The sequence below is a fragment of the Vibrio sp. CyArs1 genome (assembly GCF_022432925.1).
Lineage (GTDB): Bacteria > Pseudomonadota > Gammaproteobacteria > Enterobacterales > Vibrionaceae > Vibrio > Vibrio mediterranei.
In genome coordinates this window covers 62,322-85,266 of the sequence record NZ_JAKRBO010000005.1, presented here as the reverse complement: position 1 = coordinate 85,266, position 22,945 = coordinate 62,322, and the positions used below count along the sequence as shown (strand labels likewise).

The 22,945-nt window shown below is 46.3% G+C and carries 20 protein-coding genes; 9 read left to right on the top strand and 11 right to left on the bottom strand.

The annotated features are described in order from the left end of the window. Window positions 1-44: 44 nt before the first annotated feature. From phnE (MMA19_RS15695) to MMA19_RS15665, 7 genes are all read right to left on the bottom strand, one after another. Entirely contained in the window at window positions 45-848 is an 804-nt protein-coding gene (gene phnE, locus MMA19_RS15695) for a phosphonate ABC transporter, permease protein PhnE (protein ID WP_240206629.1), read from the bottom strand. After that, complete coding sequence (gene phnE, locus MMA19_RS15690; RefSeq protein ID WP_240206628.1) at window positions 848-1,645, bottom strand: phosphonate ABC transporter, permease protein PhnE; 798 nt, start codon at window positions 1,643-1,645, stop codon at window positions 848-850. Before phnE (MMA19_RS15690) ends, phnE (MMA19_RS15695) begins: the two co-directional genes overlap by 1 nt. After that, window positions 1,633-2,403 (bottom strand): phosphonate ABC transporter ATP-binding protein, encoded by a 771-nt coding sequence (phnC, locus tag MMA19_RS15685; protein WP_240206627.1) that lies wholly within the window; start codon window positions 2,401-2,403, stop codon window positions 1,633-1,635. The genes phnE (MMA19_RS15690) and phnC overlap by 13 nt, the downstream gene beginning before the upstream one ends. A gap of 127 nt (window positions 2,404-2,530) precedes the next feature. Beyond that, a complete protein-coding gene (gene phnD, locus MMA19_RS15680) occupies window positions 2,531-3,571 on the bottom strand; it encodes a phosphate/phosphite/phosphonate ABC transporter substrate-binding protein (RefSeq protein WP_006071559.1) in 1,041 nt (346 codons plus the stop codon). Window positions 3,572-3,811: 240 nt separating this feature from the next. Further along, window positions 3,812-5,029 (bottom strand): glycerophosphodiester phosphodiesterase family protein, encoded by a 1,218-nt coding sequence (locus tag MMA19_RS15675; RefSeq protein ID WP_240206626.1) that lies wholly within the window; start codon window positions 5,027-5,029, stop codon window positions 3,812-3,814. A 286-nt stretch (window positions 5,030-5,315) separates the two neighbouring features. Further along, window positions 5,316-6,671, bottom strand: coding sequence for a sigma-54 dependent transcriptional regulator (locus tag MMA19_RS15670; protein ID WP_171388765.1), 1,356 nt, complete (start codon window positions 6,669-6,671; stop codon window positions 5,316-5,318). Beyond that, complete coding sequence (locus MMA19_RS15665) at window positions 6,671-8,641, bottom strand: ATP-binding protein (protein WP_240206625.1); 1,971 nt, start codon at window positions 8,639-8,641, stop codon at window positions 6,671-6,673. Before MMA19_RS15665 ends, MMA19_RS15670 begins: the two co-directional genes overlap by 1 nt. A gap of 219 nt (window positions 8,642-8,860) precedes the next feature. On the opposite strand from MMA19_RS15665, the gene MMA19_RS15660 reads away from it, so the two are divergent. Further along, a complete protein-coding gene (locus MMA19_RS15660; RefSeq protein WP_240206624.1) occupies window positions 8,861-9,904 on the top strand; it encodes an AraC family transcriptional regulator in 1,044 nt (347 codons plus the stop codon). On the opposite strand, the gene MMA19_RS15655 is transcribed toward MMA19_RS15660, so the two are convergent. From MMA19_RS15655 to MMA19_RS15640, 4 genes are all read right to left on the bottom strand, one after another. Then, window positions 9,882-10,793 (bottom strand): alpha/beta hydrolase, encoded by a 912-nt coding sequence (locus MMA19_RS15655; protein WP_240206623.1) that lies wholly within the window; start codon window positions 10,791-10,793, stop codon window positions 9,882-9,884. The genes MMA19_RS15660 and MMA19_RS15655 overlap by 23 nt on opposite strands. Before the next feature lie 203 nt (window positions 10,794-10,996). Next, entirely contained in the window at window positions 10,997-12,631 is a 1,635-nt protein-coding gene (locus tag MMA19_RS15650; protein ID WP_063605568.1) for a GMC family oxidoreductase N-terminal domain-containing protein, read from the bottom strand. Beyond that, window positions 12,618-14,180 carry a long-chain fatty acid--CoA ligase gene (locus tag MMA19_RS15645; RefSeq protein ID WP_240206622.1) on the bottom strand — a complete coding sequence of 521 codons (1,563 nt, stop codon included), beginning with the start codon at window positions 14,178-14,180 and terminating at the stop codon, window positions 12,618-12,620. Before MMA19_RS15645 ends, MMA19_RS15650 begins: the two co-directional genes overlap by 14 nt. Before the next feature lie 93 nt (window positions 14,181-14,273). Next, complete coding sequence (locus MMA19_RS15640; protein WP_240206621.1) at window positions 14,274-15,755, bottom strand: coniferyl aldehyde dehydrogenase; 1,482 nt, start codon at window positions 15,753-15,755, stop codon at window positions 14,274-14,276. A 167-nt stretch (window positions 15,756-15,922) separates the two neighbouring features. Between MMA19_RS15640 and MMA19_RS15635 the strand changes: the two genes are divergently transcribed. The 8 genes from MMA19_RS15635 (at window position 15,923) to MMA19_RS15600 (ending at window position 22,832) form a co-directional block, all read left to right on the top strand. Continuing rightward, the gene (locus MMA19_RS15635) at window positions 15,923-16,951 is read left to right on the top strand and encodes an AraC family transcriptional regulator (RefSeq protein ID WP_240206620.1); all 1,029 of its coding nucleotides are present in this window, start codon (window positions 15,923-15,925) and stop codon (window positions 16,949-16,951) included. A gap of 283 nt (window positions 16,952-17,234) precedes the next feature. Next, entirely contained in the window at window positions 17,235-17,900 is a 666-nt protein-coding gene (locus tag MMA19_RS15630; protein ID WP_240206619.1) for an amino acid ABC transporter permease, read from the top strand. 2 nt (window positions 17,901-17,902) lie between these two features. Next, window positions 17,903-18,574 carry an amino acid ABC transporter permease gene (locus tag MMA19_RS15625; protein WP_038228041.1) on the top strand — a complete coding sequence of 224 codons (672 nt, stop codon included), beginning with the start codon at window positions 17,903-17,905 and terminating at the stop codon, window positions 18,572-18,574. A gap of 10 nt (window positions 18,575-18,584) precedes the next feature. Next, window positions 18,585-19,319: an amino acid ABC transporter ATP-binding protein gene (locus MMA19_RS15620; RefSeq protein ID WP_006071547.1), complete on the top strand. Its 735-nt coding sequence runs from the start codon at window positions 18,585-18,587 to the stop codon at window positions 19,317-19,319. Further along, on the top strand, window positions 19,319-20,275 hold the full coding sequence (locus MMA19_RS15615) for a N(4)-(beta-N-acetylglucosaminyl)-L-asparaginase (protein WP_006071546.1): 957 nt from the start codon (window positions 19,319-19,321) through the stop codon (window positions 20,273-20,275). The genes MMA19_RS15620 and MMA19_RS15615 overlap by 1 nt, the downstream gene beginning before the upstream one ends. Beyond that, window positions 20,265-21,059, top strand: coding sequence for a transporter substrate-binding domain-containing protein (locus MMA19_RS15610; RefSeq protein WP_006071545.1), 795 nt, complete (start codon window positions 20,265-20,267; stop codon window positions 21,057-21,059). The genes MMA19_RS15615 and MMA19_RS15610 overlap by 11 nt, the downstream gene beginning before the upstream one ends. Window positions 21,060-21,136: 77 nt before the next feature. After that, window positions 21,137-21,871, top strand: coding sequence for a copper homeostasis protein CutC (locus tag MMA19_RS15605; RefSeq protein WP_063605575.1), 735 nt, complete (start codon window positions 21,137-21,139; stop codon window positions 21,869-21,871). Next, window positions 21,861-22,832 carry a LacI family DNA-binding transcriptional regulator gene (locus MMA19_RS15600; protein WP_006071543.1) on the top strand — a complete coding sequence of 324 codons (972 nt, stop codon included), beginning with the start codon at window positions 21,861-21,863 and terminating at the stop codon, window positions 22,830-22,832. Before MMA19_RS15605 ends, MMA19_RS15600 begins: the two co-directional genes overlap by 11 nt. Window positions 22,833-22,945 lie beyond the last annotated feature (113 nt).

Below are 22,945 nucleotides of genomic sequence, written 5' to 3'. Positions count from 1 at the left end.
TAAAAAACGGCCATAACGGCCGTTTTTTATTGGCTATAAATCAACTAGATTAACTTGTTTCGAATGTGAATGACTAAGGCTTCAGCAATAATAACGACTGCGAAAATCGTCACTAACACCATTGAGACTTTCTGCCATTCGAATAGGTTTTGAGCATCGTTAAGAACTACGCCGATCCCCCCAGCCCCAACTAGGCCAAGCACTGCAGATTCACGTACGTTGATGTCCCAACGGAACAACACAATCGAATAAAAAGCGGGCATTACTTGAGGCCAATAGCCTTTGACAATCACGCTCATCCAAGACGCACCTGTCGCTCGTAATGCCTCGATAGGCCCCATGTTCACTTCAGCAATGGCTTCCGACAGCAGTTTCCCTACAAAACCGACGCTGCGGATCGCAATCGCCATAATGCCAGCCAGAACACCGGGGCCAAACAGCGCAATAAACAATAGCGCCCAAACCAATGAGTTCACAGAGCGCGAAGATACCAAGAAGAACTGAGCAATCCAGTTTAATGTTTTGCTTGGTGTAATATTCGGTGCATTAAGCAGCGCGAGAGGTATTGCAAAAATCAAAGTAAATAGTGTACCCAGTGTTGCGATATGCAGCGTTTCTATCATCGCCGTATGAATGGTTTGCGGGTAGAAAGCGTAATCCAAAGGCACCATACGCTGAAACATGTCGGCAAATTGCGCTGGCGCGTCATACAAAAACTCTGGAATCACTTCCACCGTTTGCCATGACCAAACGATGGCAGATACGAGGCACAAATACACGGCGAAACGCGCAATTCGCTCATTGGGCGTAAAGCGTTGCCACTCTTTATCAATAGCTGCTGTGGTCATTAGAAGATTCTCCTCACGATATTAGACAAGAACTCGCCAACCAAAATGAGTGCAATAATGGTGATGAGAATGGCGGCAACGAAATCATAATCAAAGCGTTGGAATGCAGAGAACAAGGTACCACCAAGTCCACCAGCACCAACGATCCCGACCATGGTTGAGTTACGTAAGTTGGAGTCAAGCTGATAACTGGCAAAGCCGATGAAGCGAGTAAACACTTGTGGCATTACCGCGTATAGAATCACGCTGGCAAAACTTGCTCCGGTTGCTCTAATCGCCTCTACAGGCTTAAAGGAAATCTCTTCAATCGCCTCAGCAAATAGCTTGGCAATGAACCCTATTGACGCGAACACTAGCGTCAAAATACCCGCCAATGCGCCAAACCCAACCGCTTTAACAAACAAGATGGCAATGATGACTGGGTGGAACGAACGGCATAATGCGATAAAGCCTCGCACCGGAGTGGACACAATTAAAGGCATCAGGTTTCGTGCAGCTAGTAGACCCAAAAAGAGCGAAATAACGATGCCGAAAAAGCTCGAAATGATAGCTATCTGCAAGCTCTCCGCTAAACCACTCAATAACAAGTTAGTGCGAGAAAAATCAGGTGGAATCATACGAGAGATCAGTCGTTCACTCTCACCAAAACCTATGATTAATCGGTCAAATGTCAGACCCAACGTCGAGACGCTGTAAAACAGATACGCCACGACCGCAACAACAATCGCGCGACTTGTCCACGACGGTTTGAATGGGTTTTCAACATTGATTTTTGCATTCGAAGTTAGTCCAGCCATGACTCACCTCCGTAAATGATCTTCAGATCTTCTTCGGTAATTCCCTCAGGGCTGCCGTCATAATGTACCTTGCCGTTACACATGCCGATAATGCGTTTTGCAAATCGCTTCGCTAGGTTCACATCGTGGATATTAACCAGCACCGGAATATTCTTCTGCTTAGCAAAGGTCTCCATCAGCTCCATGATTTCCACAGCGGTTTTTGGATCCAAAGACGAAGTCGGTTCATCGGCAAGCAGAATATAAGGGTCTTGCATCACAGCTCTTGCGATACCAACGCGCTGACGCTGACCACCAGACAGGCTATCAGCTCGCTGGTTAGCAAAATCTTGTAAACCAACAAAATTGAGCAGTTCAAATGCTTTAGCAAGATCTTCTGAAGAGTATTTACGTCGCCACGCATTCCAAGCACTCATGTACCCCAAACGGCCGCTTAGTACGTTCTCAATAACCGTTAAACGTTCAACTAAATTGTACTCTTGGAACACCATACCTATGTGTCGGCGCTGCTTTCTCAACTCTTGACCCTTTAGCTTAGTTAGGTCTTCTCCTTCAAACAGGATTTCACCGGATGTTGGGTCGTTGAGACGATTGATGCATCGAAGTAAGGTACTTTTACCAGTACCAGATGGGCCAATGATCGCGATAATCCCCGGTTCATCGATATCAATATCGATCCCTTTTAGGATTGGCTTACCTGCGACATATTCATGGAATAGGTTATTGATTTTGATTCCGTCGTAGCTTGCTACAGCCATACTGCTTTCCTTGTGCTTACCCTAATTCGCTCTCGATTGTTAAGCGTCTTAGGCAAATTTTGAATGAACTATGCCCTACCCTTGAGGGCATAGTTAACAAAGATCTAATGGTTTAAATTAGGGGGAGTTATTGAGTGCTAGCTTGCTTTGCTAGTTCCGCAGCTTTCTTCTTAGCACGCTTCGCCGCATCTTTCTCAGCCAACTTCTTCAGACCCGCCTTGGTGTAAGCCGTACCCGTGGCATGTGCGATATCACGAATCACGCCCCACTCCTCTTGATAAGTGATTGGTGAGAAACGGTCAGCGCCTTTAAACGAAGCGCTCATTTCTGGGGTAAAGCGGTAACTAAAGAATGCCTCTTTGATTTTCTCAACCAGTTCTGGTTTCAGGTTATAAGAGTAACCAAATGCTGAAGTTGGGAAGCGAGGACTGCGGTAGATGATTTTTAGTTCTGAATCGTCAACACGACCCGCTGCAACCATGCGGTCATAGACGTCTGACGCGACTGGCGCGGCATCATAGTCGCCGTTGTAGACGCCAAGAATAGATTGGTCATGTTTACCTGAATAAAGCACTTTGTAGTCTTGGTCAGGTACAAGTCCTTCAGCAGGGAAAAGTGCGCGTGGTGCTAGGTTACCAGAGTTAGATGAAGCAGAAGTGTGAGCAACCTTTTTACCCTTTAAGTCAGACATGTCGTTAATACCGCTGTCTTTGCGAACAATAGTAATCAGGTTGTAGCCTTGGAAGCCAGCTTCGTCACCTTTTACTGCAATCGGGACATAGCCTGCCAAGTTTACTGCATAACCTGTAGGACCTGTCGAAAAGCCTGCGACGTGAAGTCGGCCAGAACGCATCGCTTCAACCTGAGCAGAGTTTGAGTGCACCGTGTAGTAAATTACGCGTTTACCAGTAATCTTGCTCAAATGTGCTTGGAAGTCAGCAAACGCATCTTTGTACAATGCAGGGTCTTCTACTGGTGTGTAGGTAAATACCAAGGTACTTGGGTCAATCCACTCATCGGCATTTTTCGGAGAGTCAGCGACCAAATCGTTGTTTTCATCACAGTATCTATCGTCAAGTACGCCGCGGCTAGAGCATTCATTTGCTAGAGCGAGGGAAGGTGCAAGCAGCGAGGTGGCGATTAACAGTCCTTTAACACTGATTTTCATATTCAAACCTTATTTTCACGTTGTTGTTGTAATCACGTCACATATAGCATGCGACGTGCCAACAATTTTATTCTTATTATTCAATTAGTTAAATTACACCACTCAAACACGTTAGCTAAATGGGTCAAAAGTGTCCATTAAACAAACCGTCATTTGAGTCAGTTTTGTCCCAACTTTTTTTTTGCAAAGATTAACGCCACTAAAAAAGGGCCCGAAGGCCCTTACTATACCTTCAAAAATCTACGATTCGATGTCCATACAGTTAGCGTAATAGGTCACTGTTGCCGGCCAATCACTAAACACACCCAACACACCTACATCTTTGGCTAGTACATCTAGCATGACCATCATGTCACCATCTTTCGTGATAGCTGGTTTGACTGATTGATAGTACCATCCACCGCCATTGTTCAATGGTCCAGAACGTTCCAGCGTCCAAGCGATAATGTCTAAATCAGCTTGCTTGGCCAGTTTCGCATAATCAGATGCCACTATTTGTCCTTTGTCATCAAGTTGCACTAACGCGAACAACGGTGGGGCGATAATATTGACGCCCTGCTTATGCAGATCTTTCATGTTCTCTAGAGAAGCAACAAAGTCTTTCTGCTCATAGACACGGTCATCAAGATACACTGCTTGCTCGCCAAACTCCGGAGTCTCGGCAATCCAATATTTCACGTCATCTAGGTTAAATGACTGAACGTAGGTATCGGAAGGCGCAAAACCCGCGGCTTTGAGTTCATCAATCAATTTTTGCGCGTACATTTCTTGGCTAAAGCCATCAAACGGCATTTCAACCGCGGCAGATTTTAGCTCAGGCGTCACCTTGACCCCATGCTTCTTAAACAGAGCAGCACTCTCTGCATGGGTCATTAACGTACCACTTTGTGCATACAGATCCGTTCTCCAACTTGGCGTTCCCTGCATGTATTCTTCGATAGTGGTCGCTTTCGGGTTAGCGCCATCCATTTTGCCTTTCAAACGCTTAAACTCCGCCAGAGTAAAGTCTGATGTGCGGCACTCAACTTGTGCGTCCTTACCAGTAGATGGATCAGCTGGCTGGAAAGGTATGGTGCATTTTTTTGCAAGATCTGGGTGTGCCAATACATCGGTTGTTGTGTGCAAATCACTTTGAGAGTGACGACAAACCAGTTGCTTGTCTTTGGTGAAGGTAACATCACACTCCAGTACACCCGCTCCCATCTCAATCGCCGCTAGATAAGACTCTTTAGTATGTTCAGGAAACTGCATCGCAGCACCACGGTGTCCGATAGAGAAATCACTGCGCTCAAACGCGCCATTACTGCAACTCAGTAGCTTATCTTTAAGAGGGCTATCATCCATGCTATTCACCAGATAAGCCGGTCTTGGCCCCAAATTGGCGGGTTCATCAGCCCAAACACTTGCTGAGCTTACTGCCATCAGGACGCCTGCCACTGCTGTGAGTATGTGCTTCATTTAGTTCTCCTTTCATCTCGTTACTCTACGAGAATCAATCCTTGTTAGTGGTCACGGTTTATCGTTTATAGGAACGAAAACGTTGGTTTTCTACACCCTATTTTACCGTGAAGGATGTGACAAAATTATCACAAGCACGTGATTTGCACCCTTCATGCCAAAACAATAAAACTTTTAATTTCAGTTAATTAAAACTTCCACTTACAAAGAACACTGGCTATTGGGTCACTATTGTCCTTCACCATTCACTAAGCGACTTGCCATTATCTCCGTCACTCTTCAAGCCTTAGGTCACTTTAAAATCGTCCTTATCCAAGTGGTGCTTTTTCATTTTCCGATAGAGCGTCTTACGCGGTAAGTTCAATTTGCTAGAGACGTCATTTATGTTGCCAGCCGATTCAATTAACGCCTCAGTCAATACATTGCGTTCGTATTGTTCCATCTGTTTTTCAAACGCAAACTCGGTCTCACTGGCGTCTTGTATTGGCGTTTGTAAATCAAAGCCATCACCAACGATGCCTAATACAAAACGATCCGCAACGTTACGTAGTTCCCTCACGTTACCCGGCCACTCATGACGCGATAGCTGTTGAATCTGTTCCGAATAAATCGTGGAAGGTCGAGTCTTGTATTTCTGACTCGCCTGGCCAACAAAATGCCTAAATAGACTCTGGATATCTTCTTTACGTTGACGCAATGGCGGCAGATTAAGACTGGCGATATTAAGGCGATAGAAAAGATCCGAGCGGAACTCGCCAGTATCACTTAATGCTGCAAGATCTGCCTTACTGGCCGCTACGACAACAATGTCCACTGGTATTAACTCATTCCCACCCACACGCTCAATGACTCGCTCTTGAATAACGCGCAGTAGTTTTATCTGTACCGCTATGGGCATACTCTCTATTTCATCAAGAAACAACGTCCCCCCATTAGCCTGCTCAATTTTGCCAATCCGCTTTTTGTTGGCACTGGTAAATGACCCCGCTTCATGACCAAACAGCTCACTTTCAATAATACTCTCGGTCATTCCACCACAGTTGATAGCGACAAATGGTTTGGCTTGTCGGCGACTAAACTGGTGAAGTGCTCTTGCTACGACTTCTTTTCCTGTTCCTGTCTCGCCATTAATAATGGTATCCACCCCTGTGTTAGCGAGCGCGAGCACTTGCTTACGTATAGTTTCCATCGCTTTAGATTGACCAATAATCACGGATTCAATCGCTTCGCTGTCGGTCGACTCCAGAGATGGGGTACTAGCGAGAGTTTGTTGCGCTTGTAACTGAGCTAAATCGAGCTTGGCGATCACCTCATCGGCATTAAGCGGCTTTTCGATAAAGTCGAATGCCCCCAACTTCATTGCTTCGATAGCCATCGGAATATCCCCATGACCACTCATCAATAAAACCGGAACTTGTGGCGCGCGATGTTGAATTGAGCTTAACAATGTTAGACCGTCGACCGAGGGCATCCTGACATCACACAACACAACCGAGCGACTGTTATTGGTAAGTGATCGTAGCGCTTTTCTTGGGTCAGTGAACGCCGTAACTGCGAAACCTTCAAGTTCTAGCATTTCACTTACTGCTTCTACTACGTCGTGTTCGTCGTCAATGAGGACGATGTGTTTTTGTTGTGTCATCATAGATTGCCTTGTTGCAGAGTCACAATAAACTCAGTGCCCTGATCAATCTCGGATTGGACGTGAATCGTCCCTCCAAAATCTTGAATAATATTATATGCAATAGAGAGCCCAAGTCCGAGCCCCTTACCTGAACGCTTAGTGGAGTAAAATGGGTCAAAAAGATAGGGTAACTCATCGGCAGGTATGCCTTTCCCATTGTCCTGGACGGAAACTGAAACTGTTTTGGTGTCGCTCCAAATGGAAACCACCAATAGTGGTTCAGCGTTCCCTTCCACAGCGTCTAAGGCGTTGCTGACCAAATTCACCAAAACTTGTTCCAATCTAATGCTGTTGGCTCGAACCAAACAGTCCGGCTGCTGTTCGAACACAATCGATACCCCCTCTCTTCGGTTATCAAAGAGTTCAAGAGCATCTTCCACCACCTTGTTTAGCGGTACGTTTTCAAGCCTACCGTCACTTTTCCCAGCAAATGCTTTAAGGTGTCTGGTGATTGCTGCCACTTTCTCCAATAGCACTTCGATTTTTTGAAGGTTGGTTATAGCTTTATCGGGGCGCTCTTTTTCAAGCCACCGCTGTGCACTTCGGACATGGCTATTAACCGCAGTTAATGGCTGATTGATTTCATGAGTAATCCCGACACTGAGCTGCCCCAACGCCGCGAGTTTCCCCGCTTGAATCAATTCGTTTTGGGTAATACGTAATTTTTCCTCTGCGGCCGTACGCTCCACCACTTCCGCTTCCAAGCGTCGGTTGGTCTGCTTCACCACTTTCGCCGTTGACTGAAACACTTTGAGGTATTTCGCCATTTGCGTCACTTCGTCATTACCACGAATCGCCACTTCAGTATCTAAATGACCTGTCGAGATAGCGAACATGTTGTGTTTCAGCTGCGTGAGTCGTTCAAGAATGTTCTTACGTACATAAAACCATGAGATACCCACCGCCGCTAACACACTAAACAGAGACAGCGCTAACGATAACTGTTGATTTGAAAGCAATGACTGTTGAACTACAGCAATGGAGTTGTCGATGTTGCGATTAACCTTATTGGTATTAGATTCAATTTGCACCGTTAACTGGTTCAAATGGTCGCGGCTGTTCTGCAAGAAATACTGCTCTTGATATCGGTGATCCAGTGCTTTGTTTTTAAGGGTATACAGGCGACTCGAGCTAGAAGACAAGTCGTAAATAATCGAGAGTTTTTGGTCGATCTCAGGAAACTGTAACTTCACGCCACTTTGTTGCCATAACGTCCACCACTCTTGACCAATTTGCTCAATTCGGTAAGTGGTGTAATCGAGCTCGTTAAAGCTGGCATCGCTATAGAGCTTTTCCACCAGCCCAAGTTGGTAGTACAGCAACGACTTCATCTGTGTGTATTGAATTTGAACTTTGGCTGCAGTTGGCAACTGGTCCAGTGACTGAGTAGCTTGTTTCAATAGCGGGTAGAAGCCTTCCAGCAGATCTCTCAGCTCTAGATTGAGTTGTTGTGATTCGTTTTCGCTTTGATGCAATAAGCTCAAGCTATTGTTGACCTGAGCAATCATTTCTTTGTAATACGAGTGATAATCCGGAAACTGGATCATAATCTGATCCATCTCATCAATGGCACGCTCTATCTTCTGCATGGCCTGTTTTCGCTCTAAATTCGAGTCCGCTTCACTAAGCTGAGAAGAGGTGGTAATGATCAATCGAACTTTGTCATTGAGCAGAGCGGCCTGCTCCAACGCTGGGATCTTGTTCTCTTTCAGAACAATAAGACGTTGGTTAAGGTCATTGAACGTATAAGTGGTAACCACAGAGAGGATTAACGTTGTGAACGCGAGCATAGCGAGAGCCAGAATGAGGCGCAGTTCTATACCTCGCAATCTCATCCAGCGTTGTTGGCGCATCAAAGAAACCACACGACGAAATCTCGCCGCCACGCTTTGGTTAGAGTGTTCACGTAACTCACGTATCATTTCCATTGACTGATTTGCCCTCTACACCACCAAATCATTAACAAGCCATATAAAACACCATAACAATAATTAAATAAAGGACATAGTCCGCTTTTTGAGAGAATGGTTGATAGGCACAATTAGCTAACATCTTATGAACTAACCATTTTTTACAAGCACTCTAGATTGATAGACGAGGAAAATTGCGATATTAGTTAGCTATAACTTAAATTTTTGGTAACACTCGTGGCAGATAACTCTATCGAAAAAACCGTTTCATTCGCCTCTGTCATTGATTTGGTAAATGCCTACCCATTGTTGCCAGCCGCTTTGCGCGAACAGGTAGAAACATCGAGTCACCTTGACGGTATAATGCTAAAGGTTATCCAAAATAGCGCTAAGCTATCGCCATCGGATCGGCTTCCAGAAAGCCAAATGGTTGCCTTGTGGTCACTGCTCGAACAGCACCATCCATCGCCCGACATTGGACTCATCATTGGGCGAACCATATCCCCTGAATCAAAAGGTGTACTAGCAAGTTGGGTGAGCCAATGCGCGACGTTAAGAGATGCCTTTAACACGTTCCAAAGTAATATTTTGCTGATGAATGCTTCGGAGTGTTGGCAAGTGGAAGACGATGGGCAGCAGTGCCGCTTAACCCTCTCCATTGAATCACTGCATAACTACCCTCGAGCGACCATCGAACGTAGTATGAGTGCGCTGGTGATGTGGGCGAGAATGCTGAGTGCCCAATCCTTCCCGCTAACCAAAGCTAAGTTTGGGTATTTGGCTCCGAACTATGTGGATAAATATCAACCAATCTTTGGAGAAGCCATTGAATTTAACTGTGCTGAACACCAGCTGATATTTGAATCGAAATGGCTCAACCTTCCCATTGTGACAAGTAGTGAGTATCTGAAAACGATGATGGCAAAAACCGCACAAAGTCATCTTGAGACGCTAACGAAAACTCAACCTGTCCAGCAGCAAGTCAGAACCATAGTAGTAAACGGACTAGAAAATGGAGAACTATTCAGCGTAGACAAGGTTGCGCAGCAATTACACATCAGCCGACAAACCCTCTACCGCAAACTGGAAAAGGAGCATACCTCCTTCCAGAGTATTCTTGATGATACTAGAAAGCAGCTAGCAGCCCGTTGGCTAACTCAAACCCCGCCTCCAAGCGTGACCGAGTTGAGCTATCGTCTTGGTTTTAAAGATACCAGCAGCTTCTACAAAGCGTTCAAGCGCTGGTATCAGGTTAGTCCTAAGGCTTACCTTTCGAGATAAACTGTTTAAATGCCTGTGCTGATCGCTCTGGGACCTCTTCCATCGGTAAGTGTCCCACATCGTCATACACCACAGCATAAGAGCCCCGAATATCACGCTCAAACTTTCGTGCATTTTCAGCTGGAAAGTAACGGTCTTCCTTCCCCCACAGAATAAGAGTCGGCTTAGCAACTTGCGTTATCTTATCCGAGTCCTCATCCAGCGATGCCTTGACGCGACGTGTAAATCCCTGTCGATTTTGTTGGTAGGTGGTCAGTTCGTAGTATCGATCAATTAACGGCGCATCCACGAGTTGCGGGTCGAAGTAAACCTCTTTAAGCCCATCCTCGAACATAAACCTTGGAGTGACATGTTCCATTATTTTATCGATGACTGGCCACTGGGCCATCTCAATGCCTGGCGGCCACGATTGTTGCGGATACCCTAACGCGTTTATCAACGTAAGGGTTTTAACCTGCTCTGGATGTTGCAAACTGTACTCCCACACGATGCGCCCTCCTAAAGAGCTACCAACAAAATGTGCCTGTTCGATGTCGAGTTCTCTAATAAAAGCGCTCAAAAAAGCAATATCGTCAGCGATTTCGTACTGGTTCTGAGGCAGATGCCCGGTCAAGCCAAAACCCGGTAAGTCCATACGTACGACGCGATAGTCCTGTTTGAGGATTTGCGTCCATTGTTCCCACGCGTGAAGTGACGATGAAGTGCCATGCAGTAAAATCACCACCTCACCCTGTCCTTCATCTCGATAATGCACTCGTTTACCTTCCACAGTGGTAAATTTCGAGGCGTGATTTGTGTATTTCTGTTCAATGGCTTGTGAGCTATTTTGTGCGCCACATCCTTGCAGCAACATGACCAACGCCATCATTGGTGCCACATTCCAGTTCATATTTCCCTCTCCCTACATACTGCACTTTCCATTCTAGAAGCTTGAGTGTAGAGACTATGGTGGTAAGAAATAGGTCATAAGGTTGCAACATCGCGTTCTTAGGACTCATTTGACTTTAGTGAGAGAACAACAACGGAGGAGGTCAAGGGAAAGAGCGATTTATACATAGACCAAGCCATGACGGCTTGGTCTTTGCTCGCTGGTTAGCTGACTTTTGAAGCATCAGCAGGATGACAAATCGAGTATTTTGCTTTGATCACGTCAGCAATTTTCTCGGCGATCATGATAGTCGGTGCATTGGTATTGCCACCCACCAACGTCGGCATCACAGATGCGTCGACCACCCGCAGATTATCCATCCCGTATACAGACAGTTCACTATTTACGACCGCTTCAGGGTCATCCGAAGTCCCCATCTTACAGGTGCCAATCGGGTGATACTGAGTATCGGCGCGATTGCGGATATCTTGCTCAATCGCGGCGTCATCGTCCGGGTCAACCGGATAGAAACTTGCCCCGCGAACGTCATCAAACGCCTCACTTTGCAGCATCTGATACTGTTTTTTCCAACCTTTGATCATCACTCTCATGTCATCAGGTTCTTGGAAGAAAGCAGGGTCAATGCTTGGAACGTCGTAAGGATCGGCGCTATTTAGGGTTACCGTGCCGGTACTTTTCGGTCTAAGTAGCGTTACGTGAGAACTGAATCCATGGCTCATGTGGATTTTTCGAGCATGATCGTCCACCACCGCTACGACGAAGACAAACTCTAAGTCAGGCACATCGACGTCATCATCAGAGTACAAAAACCCGATACCTTCGGCGAAATTACTACTCAGCTTGCCTTGACGCTGTTTGAACCATTGAGGCACTGCTTTACTGGCCTCCGACGCCATTTTTAGTGATACACCAAAGGTGTCACGTTTGGCCGTAGTTCGGTATGAGTGCACCAAGTCGATATGGTCTTGCAGGTTCTTACCTACTCCCGCCAAGTCATGCACTTGGTCGATACCATGTTTGTCTAGCTCTTGCTTAGGACCGACTCCTGATAGCAACAGCACTTGCGGAGTACCAAACGCACCAGCGCTTAGAATGACTTCTTTATTGCAGTAAATTTGGAAACGCTGCCCTTTCATTCCATACTCTACACCAATCGCTCGCTTTCCATCGAACAACACCTTATGCGTGGTGGCTTTGGTGAGCACGGTTAAGTTCGGACGATTAAGGTTTGGCGTTAAGTAAGCTTTTGCCGCACTGCACCTCTCACCGTTTAATTGTGTCACCTGCGTTTGCATAGCACCGAACTGTTCAGCACCGTTCACGTCATGGTTGGTCGGCACGCCAATTGACTCGCACGCTGATAGGTATCTTTCCACCATTGGGCTAGGTGATCGCAAGTCAGCGACGTTCAGCGGCCCACCTTGGCCATGAAATTCATCGTGATGAACTTCATTGTTTTCTGCTTTTTTGAAATACGGTAGACACTCATCGTAGCTCCAGCCTTCATTCCCTAATGATGCCCAAAGATCATAGTCATAACGGTGACCACGTGCATACATCATGGCATTGATTGAGCTCGAACCACCCAAGGTCTTCCCTCTGGGTTGATAACCCTTACGACCATTGAGTCCAGGCTGAGGAACGGTTTCAAACCCCCAGTTGTTGATTTTGGTTGGCATCATCACAACACAGCCAACGGGCGTGTGAATAAACGGACTGGTATCTTTACCTCCGGCTTCTAGCAAACAAACATTCACAGTAGGGTCTTCTGATAGCCTTGAAGCAAGCACGCAACCTGCTGAACCACCACCGACAATAATGAAATCATAGCTGTCCATCGACTGCCTCCATCACATCCAATGGATGCAGTTCGCGTTTCAAGATCTTTCCTGTTGCCGTCATTGGCAGTGATGCTCGAATAAATACACGGCGTGGATATTTGTAATCAGCAAGTTGACTACGGCACCACGTTACCAAGGTTTCGCCATCACTGGTGCAGTTTTCATGCAACACTACGTGAGCATGAATTTCCTCACCAAGTCGCTCATCATACTCACCGACAACAGCCACCATTTCTACATCCGGATGACACATCAGTACTTCTTCAATCTCACGTGGGTAGACGTTATAGCCACCGCGAATGATCATATCTTTCACTCTATCGACAATGAATAAGTTGCCGTGCTCATCAAGTCGTCCAATATCACCACTCCAGAACCAACCATCACGTAACGCTTCTGCACTGGCTTCGGCTCTGCCGTAATAGCCTTTCATAACACTCGGGCTCTTAATGCACACTTCACCCAACTCGCCAACAGGCAGCGCATTACCTTGAACATCAGATATCTTAATCATATGACCGCATAACGGCTGACCTACACTACCTGGTAAGCGGTCACCGTCGATATGATTGAAAGTAGCAACGGGCGCCGTTTCCGATAAGCCATAGCCTTCCAAGACAGGTAACTCAAAGCGCGATTCGAACTGACGAATCACCTCTACTGGCATGGACGCCCCACCAGAAACGCCCAGTCTCAAGCTATGTTTAACCTGTTCAGATTGCTCTGGTAATTGCTCGCCCACCGTCAACAGAGCGATATACATGGTGGGTACCCCCGCAAAGACACTGACTTTGTGGTCGATAATTTGTTGAATAACCAACTTAGGGTCAAAGCGAGGAATGAGCACAATCGACGAGCCCGTAAGCACACTGGCGTTCATCATGACGGTTTGACCAAAACTGTGAAATAAAGGTAGGGTCGCCATCGTGGTATCGCTGTACTCTAGTCGCATTAAATACTGAGAGGACATTGCGTTTGCCAGCATATTTGAGTGAGAAAGCTCTGCGCCTTTCGGTTGTCCTGTCGTACCCGACGTATAAAGAATGACTGCAGTATCGTCCCCTTGCATTGCTGCAGATTCAAACACTTGCGGCGGTTGTTGCAACCACTGCTCTAATGAGTGTTCACTCTCATCAACTGTCATCATGGGTATGAAGTGTTCACAGCTGTCCACTTGAGAAAAGCCCAAACGTCCGTATTGCTCACTTGGATCCATGTCTTGATTTTCAAAACAGAAATACGCTTTAGCATCAGAGTCTTGCAGATGGTAGGCGATCTCCCGGTCCTTAAACAGCGTGTTGAGCGGCACGACCACGCAGCCTGCCTTTAAAATTCCGTAATAAGCGATGGGGAAGTCGGTAACATTAGGACACGAAAGCGCCACTTTGTCCCCTTGTTCCAAACCAAGTTGCTTGAGGTTGTGAGCAACAGTGCTAGCCGCACTCTCCAGTTGTTGATAGCTGATCTCCTCTGCGCCCATTCTGAGAGCAGTTTTGTCCGGGAAGAGCGCAGCACTGCGCTCAAGATTAACAGCAAGGTTATGCATCCTAGGTCTCCTTGTAGGTGTACCACGCCAGTAAATACTGGCGCGCCGAAGATTCTTAAAATGGTCCGTTGTTAGTGGATTAGGTTATTAGTGTTATTTTGAGGAATGGGTTTTGAGGTCTGGGTCTGGCTTACCAACAAATACGCGCAGCACCAACTTCTGAACAAGGTTGCCGTAAGGCGGAGAAAAGAGCTGGATAGGAAACCACTCTCTCATTTGCAACACTGTGCGTGCATGGCTCAACTCACGAAAACCTTCTTCGCCGTGGTAGTTACCAATACCAGAGTTACCCACACCACCAAATGGCACCGAATGGTTAAGTACATGCCAGCCCCAATCGTTTATGGTGACACCGCCACTATGAGTTTGATTTAGCAGCGCTTCTCGTTGCTGCGTGTTATGGCTAAATAGGTAACAAGCTAACGGTCTGGGGCGCTCAATAATGTATTGCACCACATCGTCAATTGACTGGTAACTATGAACTGGCAGTAATGGCCCAAAGATTTCTTCCTGGCAAATTCGCATACTCGGTTTTAGATTAGTGGCGATAAAGAGCGGCATTTTTCGCCCTTCGCCGTGAGACAAACATTGAGTGATCGTCGCCCCTTTAATTCGCGCATCTTCGACTAGAGCAGCAAACCTTTGATACTGTGCATCATCCACTAGAGATGTGTAATCAGCGTTACCCTCGATCTCCCCGTACATCTTGATGTGAGCTTTTTTGAGCGCTTCTACAAATGCATCGACCTTGCCTTCTGGAACAAACGCATAATCCGGAGCGATACAAATCTGCCCTGAATTAAAACCTTTGCCATGAGCAATGCGGCTTGCTGCTTTCTCAATATCGTAGTCATCAAAAACCACCACCGGAGACTTTCCGCCCAGCTCCAACGTCACAGGCGTAAGGTTAGCTGCCGCATTGGCCATTATGGTTTTGCCGCTATTTGGTGACCCGGTAAAGACCAGATGGTCAAACGGCAAGTGAGAGATTTCCATCGCTTCTGGATGCGTACCATCAACAATTCTGACGAGATCTGGCGCGTATATCTCAGCCAGCATTGTTCGCAGAGCCTTTGTGGTTGCCGGACAGTTAGGCGGCATCTTAATCATGCAGCGATTACCTGCTGCCAACGCGGTAATCATCGGGCCAATAGAAAGATAAAGCGGAAAGTTCCAAGGACAGATAATCCCCACCACACCTTTTGGTTGATAGCGAACCTGTAACTTATTGCCTTTAAACAGCCATTCCGTTGGGCGACTTTTCGATTTCATCCAGCTTTTCAAGTGGCGATTAACATGGTTGATATCGAGAATAGGTGCTAACACGTCAGCCATTAATGACTCGGTATGGCTGCGCCCGCCAAAGTCATCACTCATTGCCTCCGCTAATACCGATTGATATCGCGTTAGCTGTGTTTTGAGAGCCTGCAATCGCTGCTTTCGCACAGCAAGTGAAGGGTTGGTCTCTTGTTGGTATGCGGTTTGAAGCTCAGAAAACCAAGTATTAAGCTCGCTCACTTCGATACTTTCGCATTCAGAACCTACATCTTTTACCCAATCAATCATTTCGCTCATTTATTAATCTCGCATTGAAATTTGCCTCATTACAACATTCTGATAACATTGAGCACAGGTTACATTGAGACAAAAAGCGGTGAAATTCGGACATTGTTCAGACATTGAGATCCCACAATCACGCTAACTTATTGAAAGTCGCCTATTAACCTTTTTGGAGAAGTTGGATGCAATACACGGCAGTTTATGAGCCAGATACTCAAGCTTGCGGGATTTTAGATCTTCAGCTTATGGCGCGTTATCTCGACAGTCGCTTTGCCACCGAATCATTATTTGAGGGTACGACCGTCACCTCTTCCCAACTCTATCAACCAGATACACAGCTCACTTTTGCTCAAAAGATGGCTATCTTCAGCAACGCACTCACTCAGACAAATGAAGCGGGTTTAGGGCTCCAAGTGGGTAAGCAAGCAAGGTTCAGTGATTTTGGAGTGTTGGGCTATGCGGTGTTCAGCAGCAACACCATGCTCGATGCTCTTATGATGGGGTTTAAATACCTTCGTCTGGCCGGTCCTGTGCTTAAAAAGAAGATGTGGGTCGAAGGTAATGTCGGTTATTTTCGCGCCGAGCAACTTATCGATTTGGACGAACTGCTGCCGTTTTGCTCCGAGTACTGGTTCACTGCTATTCAAAATTTGTGTGAAGAGGTGATGCAGCAGCCGTTCCCTTCAACACTGATTAAATTCCCCTTCCCTGAGCCAGAATATGGTCACTTATACGAGCAAGTTTTTCATTGCCCCATTGAGTTCGATAGTGATTGTTTGGAATGGCAGTTTGACGCTACGGTACTTTACGAGCCTCTGCCTGCTGCCAATGCAATGACGCTGAAAATGTGTTTGAAATCTTGTGATGAAATGCTGGAAAAAGCCGAAGGCGGTACCAGTTTGCAAGAAAAAATCAGTCAGATATTTATCGAACGTCTAGGCAACTATCCATCCATTGAAGCCTTGTCTTCCGAGCTGGGCATGTCATCACGTACGCTGCGCCGTCATTTGAAAGCAGAAGGGACCAGCTATCAGCAGGTGCTTGATAATGTACGCTATCGACTGGCCCGCCACTACCTGCTTACTACACAAATCACCATGGAAGAGATTTCAGAGCGAATTGGTTTTTCTGACAGTGCCAATTTTCGGCACGCATTTAGGAAATGGAGCGGGTGTTCGCCGAAGGAGTTTCGTAAGGCGGGTGAGGGTTAGTGCTCGTTTTTTGTTCGTCTGAAGACAAGCCGTTATTTCCTTGAAAAAGGAAAACTTCTGCCACAAGTGACTGCCCTACCCTGCTCGACGGCAGGAATGACGTGCACTTGAAGCGATTTCTAGTATGAAAAACATCCTCATTTATACCTTCTAGACCACCAAGTCTCTAATTAAGCATGTTGTTATTAACAATGTGATACCGGTTTCAATTTTAATTAAATGGCATTGCGTAAAAAAGAATCAGCACGTAAATTGAAACTAGTTTCAATTAGAAGGAGCTTCCGTGTTTGATATCTCGATAATGTATCGATACTTAGACTCGTTTATAGAAGGATTTGCGATAACCGCTAGTATTAGCATCGCTTCTATTATTGGTAGTTTTTGTATTGGTTTGCTGGTGATGTTTGCGTGTATTAGTCAGTCAAGAGTACTGTCTAAGACAGGCTATACCTACATAAATATATTTAGGAACATTCCTTTTATTGTGCAGGTGTTCTTTATTTTTTATGGCTTACCTGAATTACGCATTTTCATTGATCCCTACACCACGGGAGTGCTGGCGCTTTCTATTGCAGTTGGTGCTTATTGTGCTGACGTGCTGCGCGCAGCAGTTCAGCAGGTCGATCGAGACGTGATCGAAGCCGCTCAATCTTTCGGCTTAAAACGCTTAACTATCTATAGAAAGATCATTCTTCCTATCGCGTTGCGCAACTCGATCAAACCGTTAGGTTCGATCTTCGTGAACCTAATTTTGACCACCTCTATTTTATCGACAGTAACACTTAACGAACTCACAGGAACCGCAAAAATCATTGCGGCGGAAACATTTAGACCATTTGAAGTCTACTTCTTCTTATTACTGTTCTACTGCGTGCTGACGTACATCTTATCCATTCTTATCACTTTAGCGCACAAGCGACTAAATCGATTTTCTGAAGCGGGAGCATAGCAATGTCTAGTAATGAATTTGTCCCCTATGACCTTATTGTTCTGCTTAGTGGCATCAGCGTGTCGTTAAAGGTGTTCTTGGTTTCTAGCTTGTTTGGCGGTTTGTTAGGTTTAGGGCTCGCGCTCTTTCGTCACTATCGATTCCCTCTCTTGAGCCAGCTTTCTGTTTTTGTGAGCGAGTTTCTTAAAAACTCCCCAGTTTTGGTTCAGCTGTTCTTGATCTACTTCGGCCTGCCGATTTTCCTCTCCATGGACATGTCGGCGGAACTAGCCGCCACAATCACGCTGACTGGCAATACGGCTGCATTTGTCTCCGTCATTATTGTTACCGCAATGGCAGCGGTCGATAAAGGTCAGATTGAAGCTGCACGCTCGTTTGGCATCTCTGAGATGGTAATTTTGAAGAAAATCATCACGCCTCAAGCGCTGCTAGTTGCCATTGCGCCACTCGTCGGTCTTGCGGTGAACCAACTTCAGGTAACGTCACTGGTCTCCGTTATCGGGGTTATGGACATTACCAAAGTCGGCGCCATTTTGAACCAACGTACTTGGCAGCCATTTATTGTTTGGCCTGTCATCGGGCTGACCTACTTCGCCATGTCGATGGCCATCTCCAAGCTGGGCAGAAAGCTCGAGCTCTACTTACGAAAACATCAAACTTGGTCTTTAGCATAAGGTGATCCCCATGATTTCAATTAACAACGTAAAGAAGTCGTTTGGAAGCAACGACATATTAAAAGGGGTCAGCCTAAATATTGAGCAAGGCGATGTGGTCTCTATTTTAGGTGCAAGTGGCTCTGGAAAATCTACCCTACTGCGCTGTATCAACGGGCTAGAAGCGATTAATGACGGTGACATCACCTTCCGCGACCTCTCGGTCTCCAACAAAGCGGAGCTACAAAAGATCCGAACGTCAGTGTCGACGGTGTTCCAACACTTTAATCTTTACCCGCATTTGAGCATTTTAGACAACATCACCCTCGCACCTATTGAAGTGCTAGGGCAAAGCAAAGAGCAAGCTGAAAGCACCGCGCGAGAACTATTGCAGCTTGTTGATTTAGCGGACAAAGAGACCAGCTTCCCAGCTCAACTCTCTGGCGGACAAAAACAGCGTATCGGTATTTGTCGCGCTCTAGCGATGAAGCCGGAGTGTTTGCTACTAGACGAAGTAACCAGTGCACTTGATCCAGAGATGACCTCAGAGGTGCTTGACGTGCTCGCTGACCTTGCCAAATCAGGCACAACATTAATCTTTGTCACTCACGAAATTGCCTTCGCGAAAAAGATCTCCAATCGCATTGTTTTCCTCGACGAAGGGGTAGTAAGAGCTGACATGGACAAAGATGCTTTCTTCTCCGATGAGGGCGGTAAGCAAGACGAAAGAATTAGACGATTTTTAGAGAAAATGGATAGCAAGTAATGATTGTATTATCAAATTCAGAAGCCTGGCCGGGAATCGACGACACGGTAAGTATGCTTAATAACGGCGACAATGGTCTCGATGCGATCATTTGTGGTATTGAAAAAGTCGAAGCAGAACCAAGAATTCGCAGTGTTGGTTACGGTGGCTGGCCTAACCTATTGGGTGATATGGAATTTGACGGTGCGGTAATGGACGGCAACACGCTTCGAACCGGTGCCGTTGGGGCCGTCAAAGATCATTTTCACGTCACGCGCATTGCCAAAAAAGTGATGGAAGAGCTGAACCACGAGATCCTCGTAGGTGAAGGGGCGACACGCTTTGCCTATGAGATGGGTTTTGAGTGCCCTAACCCTCTACTAGAAGACTCTAAAGAGGTGTGGTTTAAGAAGCTTCAAGAAATTACTGGCGAAGACAACCCCGATATGTCGACTCGTCCGCTTGCACACCTCAACTCAATGATCACTGACCCAGAGAAAGTCCGTGATACCACCGTCTTTCTCACCAAAGACAGTACAGACAGTATTTATGCAGCCACAAGCACCTCAGGCTGGGCATGGAAATACCCAGGACGCCTTGGCGATTCACCTATTGTCGGCGCTGGCTTTTATGCCGATAGCCGATATGGCGCGGCGGCCTGTACTCATACCGGCGAAATGACCATCAGAGCCAATACCTCCTACTCCATCGTAATGGCGATGCGTCTTGGCTTTTCGCTCGATCAAGCGGTGGATATGGCCATTGAAGAACTAAATTCGCTTAGAACAGGCTTTTTGGCTGGCGTTGTCATTCATGCGATCGACAAAGATGACAACTATCGAGTAATCAATTTTGGATGTGAAGAGGACATCAAATACTGGGTTTACAAATCTGGAATGAGTAAACCTGAACAAAGAATAGCGGAAAGACGCTATATGGATAAACGAAATGAAATGGAGAACCACAATGAAATTTAAGGCATTGGTTGCCACCATATTGGCAAGTGCACTCGCAATCAGCTCCACCTCAGCGTTTGCTGGCAAACTCGAAGACATTCGAGAGCGCGGCTACATCAAAATCGGTGTATCACTTGGTGGCGAACCTATCGGATTCCGTGATCAAAAGAATAACCCAGCAGGTTATGACGTTGATCTAGCGAAACGCCTAGCAGAAAAGCTTGGCGTTGAGGCACGCTTCACTGATGTACATGGTGACGCTCGTGTTTCAATGCTGTTTTCTGACCAACTAGATGCGGTCATTGGTAACATGTCAGCGACATTAGAACGTGCTAAATCGGTGAATTTCTCCATTCCTTATGCACGTGCTGGTCTTCGTATTGTTCATCAAAAAGACCAAGATATAAATTCACTGCAGGATCTTGCAGGCAAACGCGTTGTTGTAGGACGCGGTTCAACAGGCGAAGCCTTTTTGAAACGTGAAGTGCCAGAAGCTGAATTAGTTTATACCGATAACTTCGCACCAGACGGTGTATTGTTGCTTCGTCAAGGCCGTGTAGATGCGGGTATCGAAGACAGCTCTCTGATTGATTACCTAGCCACCAACAACCCAAATCTTGTGACTCTGCCAGGCTTACACTCTAATGACCCTATCGCTATTGGAGTTAGAAAAGGCGACGCCGAGTACTTACGCTGGATGGATATGTTTGTCTCTGACTACATTAACTCTGGTGCTTATGAAGCGTCTTACCACAAATGGTGGGGTGCGGATGCTAACCCACCTAAACTAGCGGGTACTTGGTAAACCGATAACTCAAAGGCCCTTTCCCCCGGGCCTTTTTTTCCTCTCTATCTTTCCATAAGTTTCAATGAGCGAGCTGTATGAAAATTGAAGTCTGTATCGATAATATTGAATCACTGCACACTGCCATCGAGGCAGGCGCCGACCGAATCGAATTGTGTAGCGCTCTGTCACTGGGCGGCCTAACGCCTTCATTAGGGTTAATAACTCAGGCTGTCGCGGTTTCCTCCATTCCTATTTACGTGATGATTCGCCCTCGTGATGGTGACTTTGTCTTCAGTGAAGAAGAAATCCACTTTATGGAGCAGGAAATACTCAGCTACAAGTTGCTTGGCGTTGATGGCGTAGTTATTGGTGCACTGAATCCCGACGCTACCATCAACGAAGATGCCCTGCGTCGATGGACAAACGCCGCTCAAGGTATCGGAATCACTTTTCATCGCGCATTTGATTTAGTTGCCAACCCGATAGAGAGTTTAGAGCTCCTCTGCCATTACCCGATTGAAAGAATTTTAACTTCAGGTCTCCAGCCGACTGCGCCAGAAGGTAAAGCGATGATTAAACAGTTAGTCGACACCGCTCAGGGTCGCCTATCCATTATGGCGGGCTCTGGAGTAAACGACAGCAATGCGCTTTCACTGGCTGATACAGGCATCACCGAGCTGCACCTTTCTGGTAAAGGTCAGCGCCCTAGTAATATGATTCAACAGTCCTCACAAATCTCCATGGGAACAGAAAGTTGCGATGATTGGGTCTCGGTAACAGACTATGATAAAGTGAAGAAAATCGTGAGGTTATTTGTGAATGAGTACTAAAACGCTACCTACATTGCAGGATGTAGCAGACCGAGCAGGCGTATCAAAAGCGGTTGCTTCTCGGGCTTTTTCGAAAGAGAAAAAACCCATATCTGAAGTAAAAAAGCAGCGCGTGTTGCAAGCCGCCGAAGAGCTCGGTTATGTCATGAATCCCTTCGCGCAAAGTTTGAATAGTAATACCACTGGACTCGTCGCCATTGTGGTCAACCACATTAGTGATTTGAGCGACCTTGAGCTGTTTGATCATTTACTACGAGGACTGCAATCAATAGGCAAGCTGCCGATCTTCATTCGCATCAAAACCGAGCAGGATATTGCATCAATTACCGACAACGCGTTCGTTCATCGCGTAGACGCTGCGATCATTTTCTCGGATCTCATTGAACCTAAAGACATGCCAAAGCTGTTTCTTACTCCGCGAGTGATTAACCTTAACGGGCAAAACTGGGACAATACATGGTCGGTGTTACTCGACGAAGAACAGGCCATTCAGGATGCGGTGAATTATGCAGTTCAATCCGGCGTTAAAGAAGTTCATTTACTTGCCGGACGACAAAGCTCTGCCGTTGAAGAACGTCGACTTGCTCTCTACCAAGACAACCTCGAACGCCACGATATCTCCCTGAAAAACATCGCCTATTGCAACTACAAGTACAATGAGGCGAAGCAGTATCTCATCGGCAATTCAAACGACATTGTTCAACCAAACAACGGTGTGATTTGTACCTCTGATGCCATGGCGATGGCAGCGGTGGACAGCTTTGGTAACCAAGATGACCGTCCAGTAATTATTGGGTTTGATAATACTTTCTTCTCTCATTTTGGCTCTTACCAATTCCCAAGTATTGGTTATTCAAAGGAAGAGCTGATTGATATTGTGTTGGAGTTGATTTCCTTATCGTCGGATAAGGAGAATCTCTCTGGTGAAAAGTACATTCGTAACTTTTTTAATTGTCATTGAGATTGGGATTGAGTGCCACACTTGAGGGCGGTAGGCGCTTTGAGTAGATTCCTGCTCGGGGGCAGGAATGACGGGCGCCTTTGAGGACGATATATAAGAAGACTAAGTGTTTG

What these genes read in the sequence shown, in the direction of transcription:
- phnE (WP_240206629.1), bottom strand. Translation starts at nt 848, where the DNA reads ATGACCACAGCAGCTATTGATAAAGAGTGGCAACGCTTTACGCCCAAT.
- phnE (WP_240206628.1), bottom strand. Translation starts at nt 1,645, where the DNA reads ATGGCTGGACTAACTTCGAATGCAAAAATCAATGTTGAAAACCCATTC.
- phnC (WP_240206627.1), bottom strand. Translation starts at nt 2,403, where the DNA reads ATGGCTGTAGCAAGCTACGACGGAATCAAAATCAATAACCTATTCCAT.
- phnD (WP_006071559.1), bottom strand. Translation starts at nt 3,571, where the DNA reads ATGAAAATCAGTGTTAAAGGACTGTTAATCGCCACCTCGCTGCTTGCA.
- MMA19_RS15675 (WP_240206626.1), bottom strand. Translation starts at nt 5,029, where the DNA reads ATGAAGCACATACTCACAGCAGTGGCAGGCGTCCTGATGGCAGTAAGC.
- MMA19_RS15670 (WP_171388765.1), bottom strand. Translation starts at nt 6,671, where the DNA reads ATGACACAACAAAAACACATCGTCCTCATTGACGACGAACACGACGTA.
- MMA19_RS15665 (WP_240206625.1), bottom strand. Translation starts at nt 8,641, where the DNA reads ATGGAAATGATACGTGAGTTACGTGAACACTCTAACCAAAGCGTGGCG.
- MMA19_RS15655 (WP_240206623.1), bottom strand. Translation starts at nt 10,793, where the DNA reads ATGAACTGGAATGTGGCACCAATGATGGCGTTGGTCATGTTGCTGCAA.
- MMA19_RS15650 (WP_063605568.1), bottom strand. Translation starts at nt 12,631, where the DNA reads ATGGACAGCTATGATTTCATTATTGTCGGTGGTGGTTCAGCAGGTTGC.
- MMA19_RS15645 (WP_240206622.1), bottom strand. Translation starts at nt 14,180, where the DNA reads ATGCATAACCTTGCTGTTAATCTTGAGCGCAGTGCTGCGCTCTTCCCG.
- MMA19_RS15640 (WP_240206621.1), bottom strand. Translation starts at nt 15,755, where the DNA reads ATGAGCGAAATGATTGATTGGGTAAAAGATGTAGGTTCTGAATGCGAA.
- MMA19_RS15635 (WP_240206620.1), top strand. Translation starts at nt 15,923, where the DNA reads ATGCAATACACGGCAGTTTATGAGCCAGATACTCAAGCTTGCGGGATT.
- MMA19_RS15625 (WP_038228041.1), top strand. Translation starts at nt 17,903, where the DNA reads ATGTCTAGTAATGAATTTGTCCCCTATGACCTTATTGTTCTGCTTAGT.
- MMA19_RS15620 (WP_006071547.1), top strand. Translation starts at nt 18,585, where the DNA reads ATGATTTCAATTAACAACGTAAAGAAGTCGTTTGGAAGCAACGACATA.
- MMA19_RS15615 (WP_006071546.1), top strand. Translation starts at nt 19,319, where the DNA reads ATGATTGTATTATCAAATTCAGAAGCCTGGCCGGGAATCGACGACACG.
- MMA19_RS15610 (WP_006071545.1), top strand. Translation starts at nt 20,265, where the DNA reads ATGAAATTTAAGGCATTGGTTGCCACCATATTGGCAAGTGCACTCGCA.
- MMA19_RS15605 (WP_063605575.1), top strand. Translation starts at nt 21,137, where the DNA reads ATGAAAATTGAAGTCTGTATCGATAATATTGAATCACTGCACACTGCC.
- MMA19_RS15600 (WP_006071543.1), top strand. Translation starts at nt 21,861, where the DNA reads ATGAGTACTAAAACGCTACCTACATTGCAGGATGTAGCAGACCGAGCA.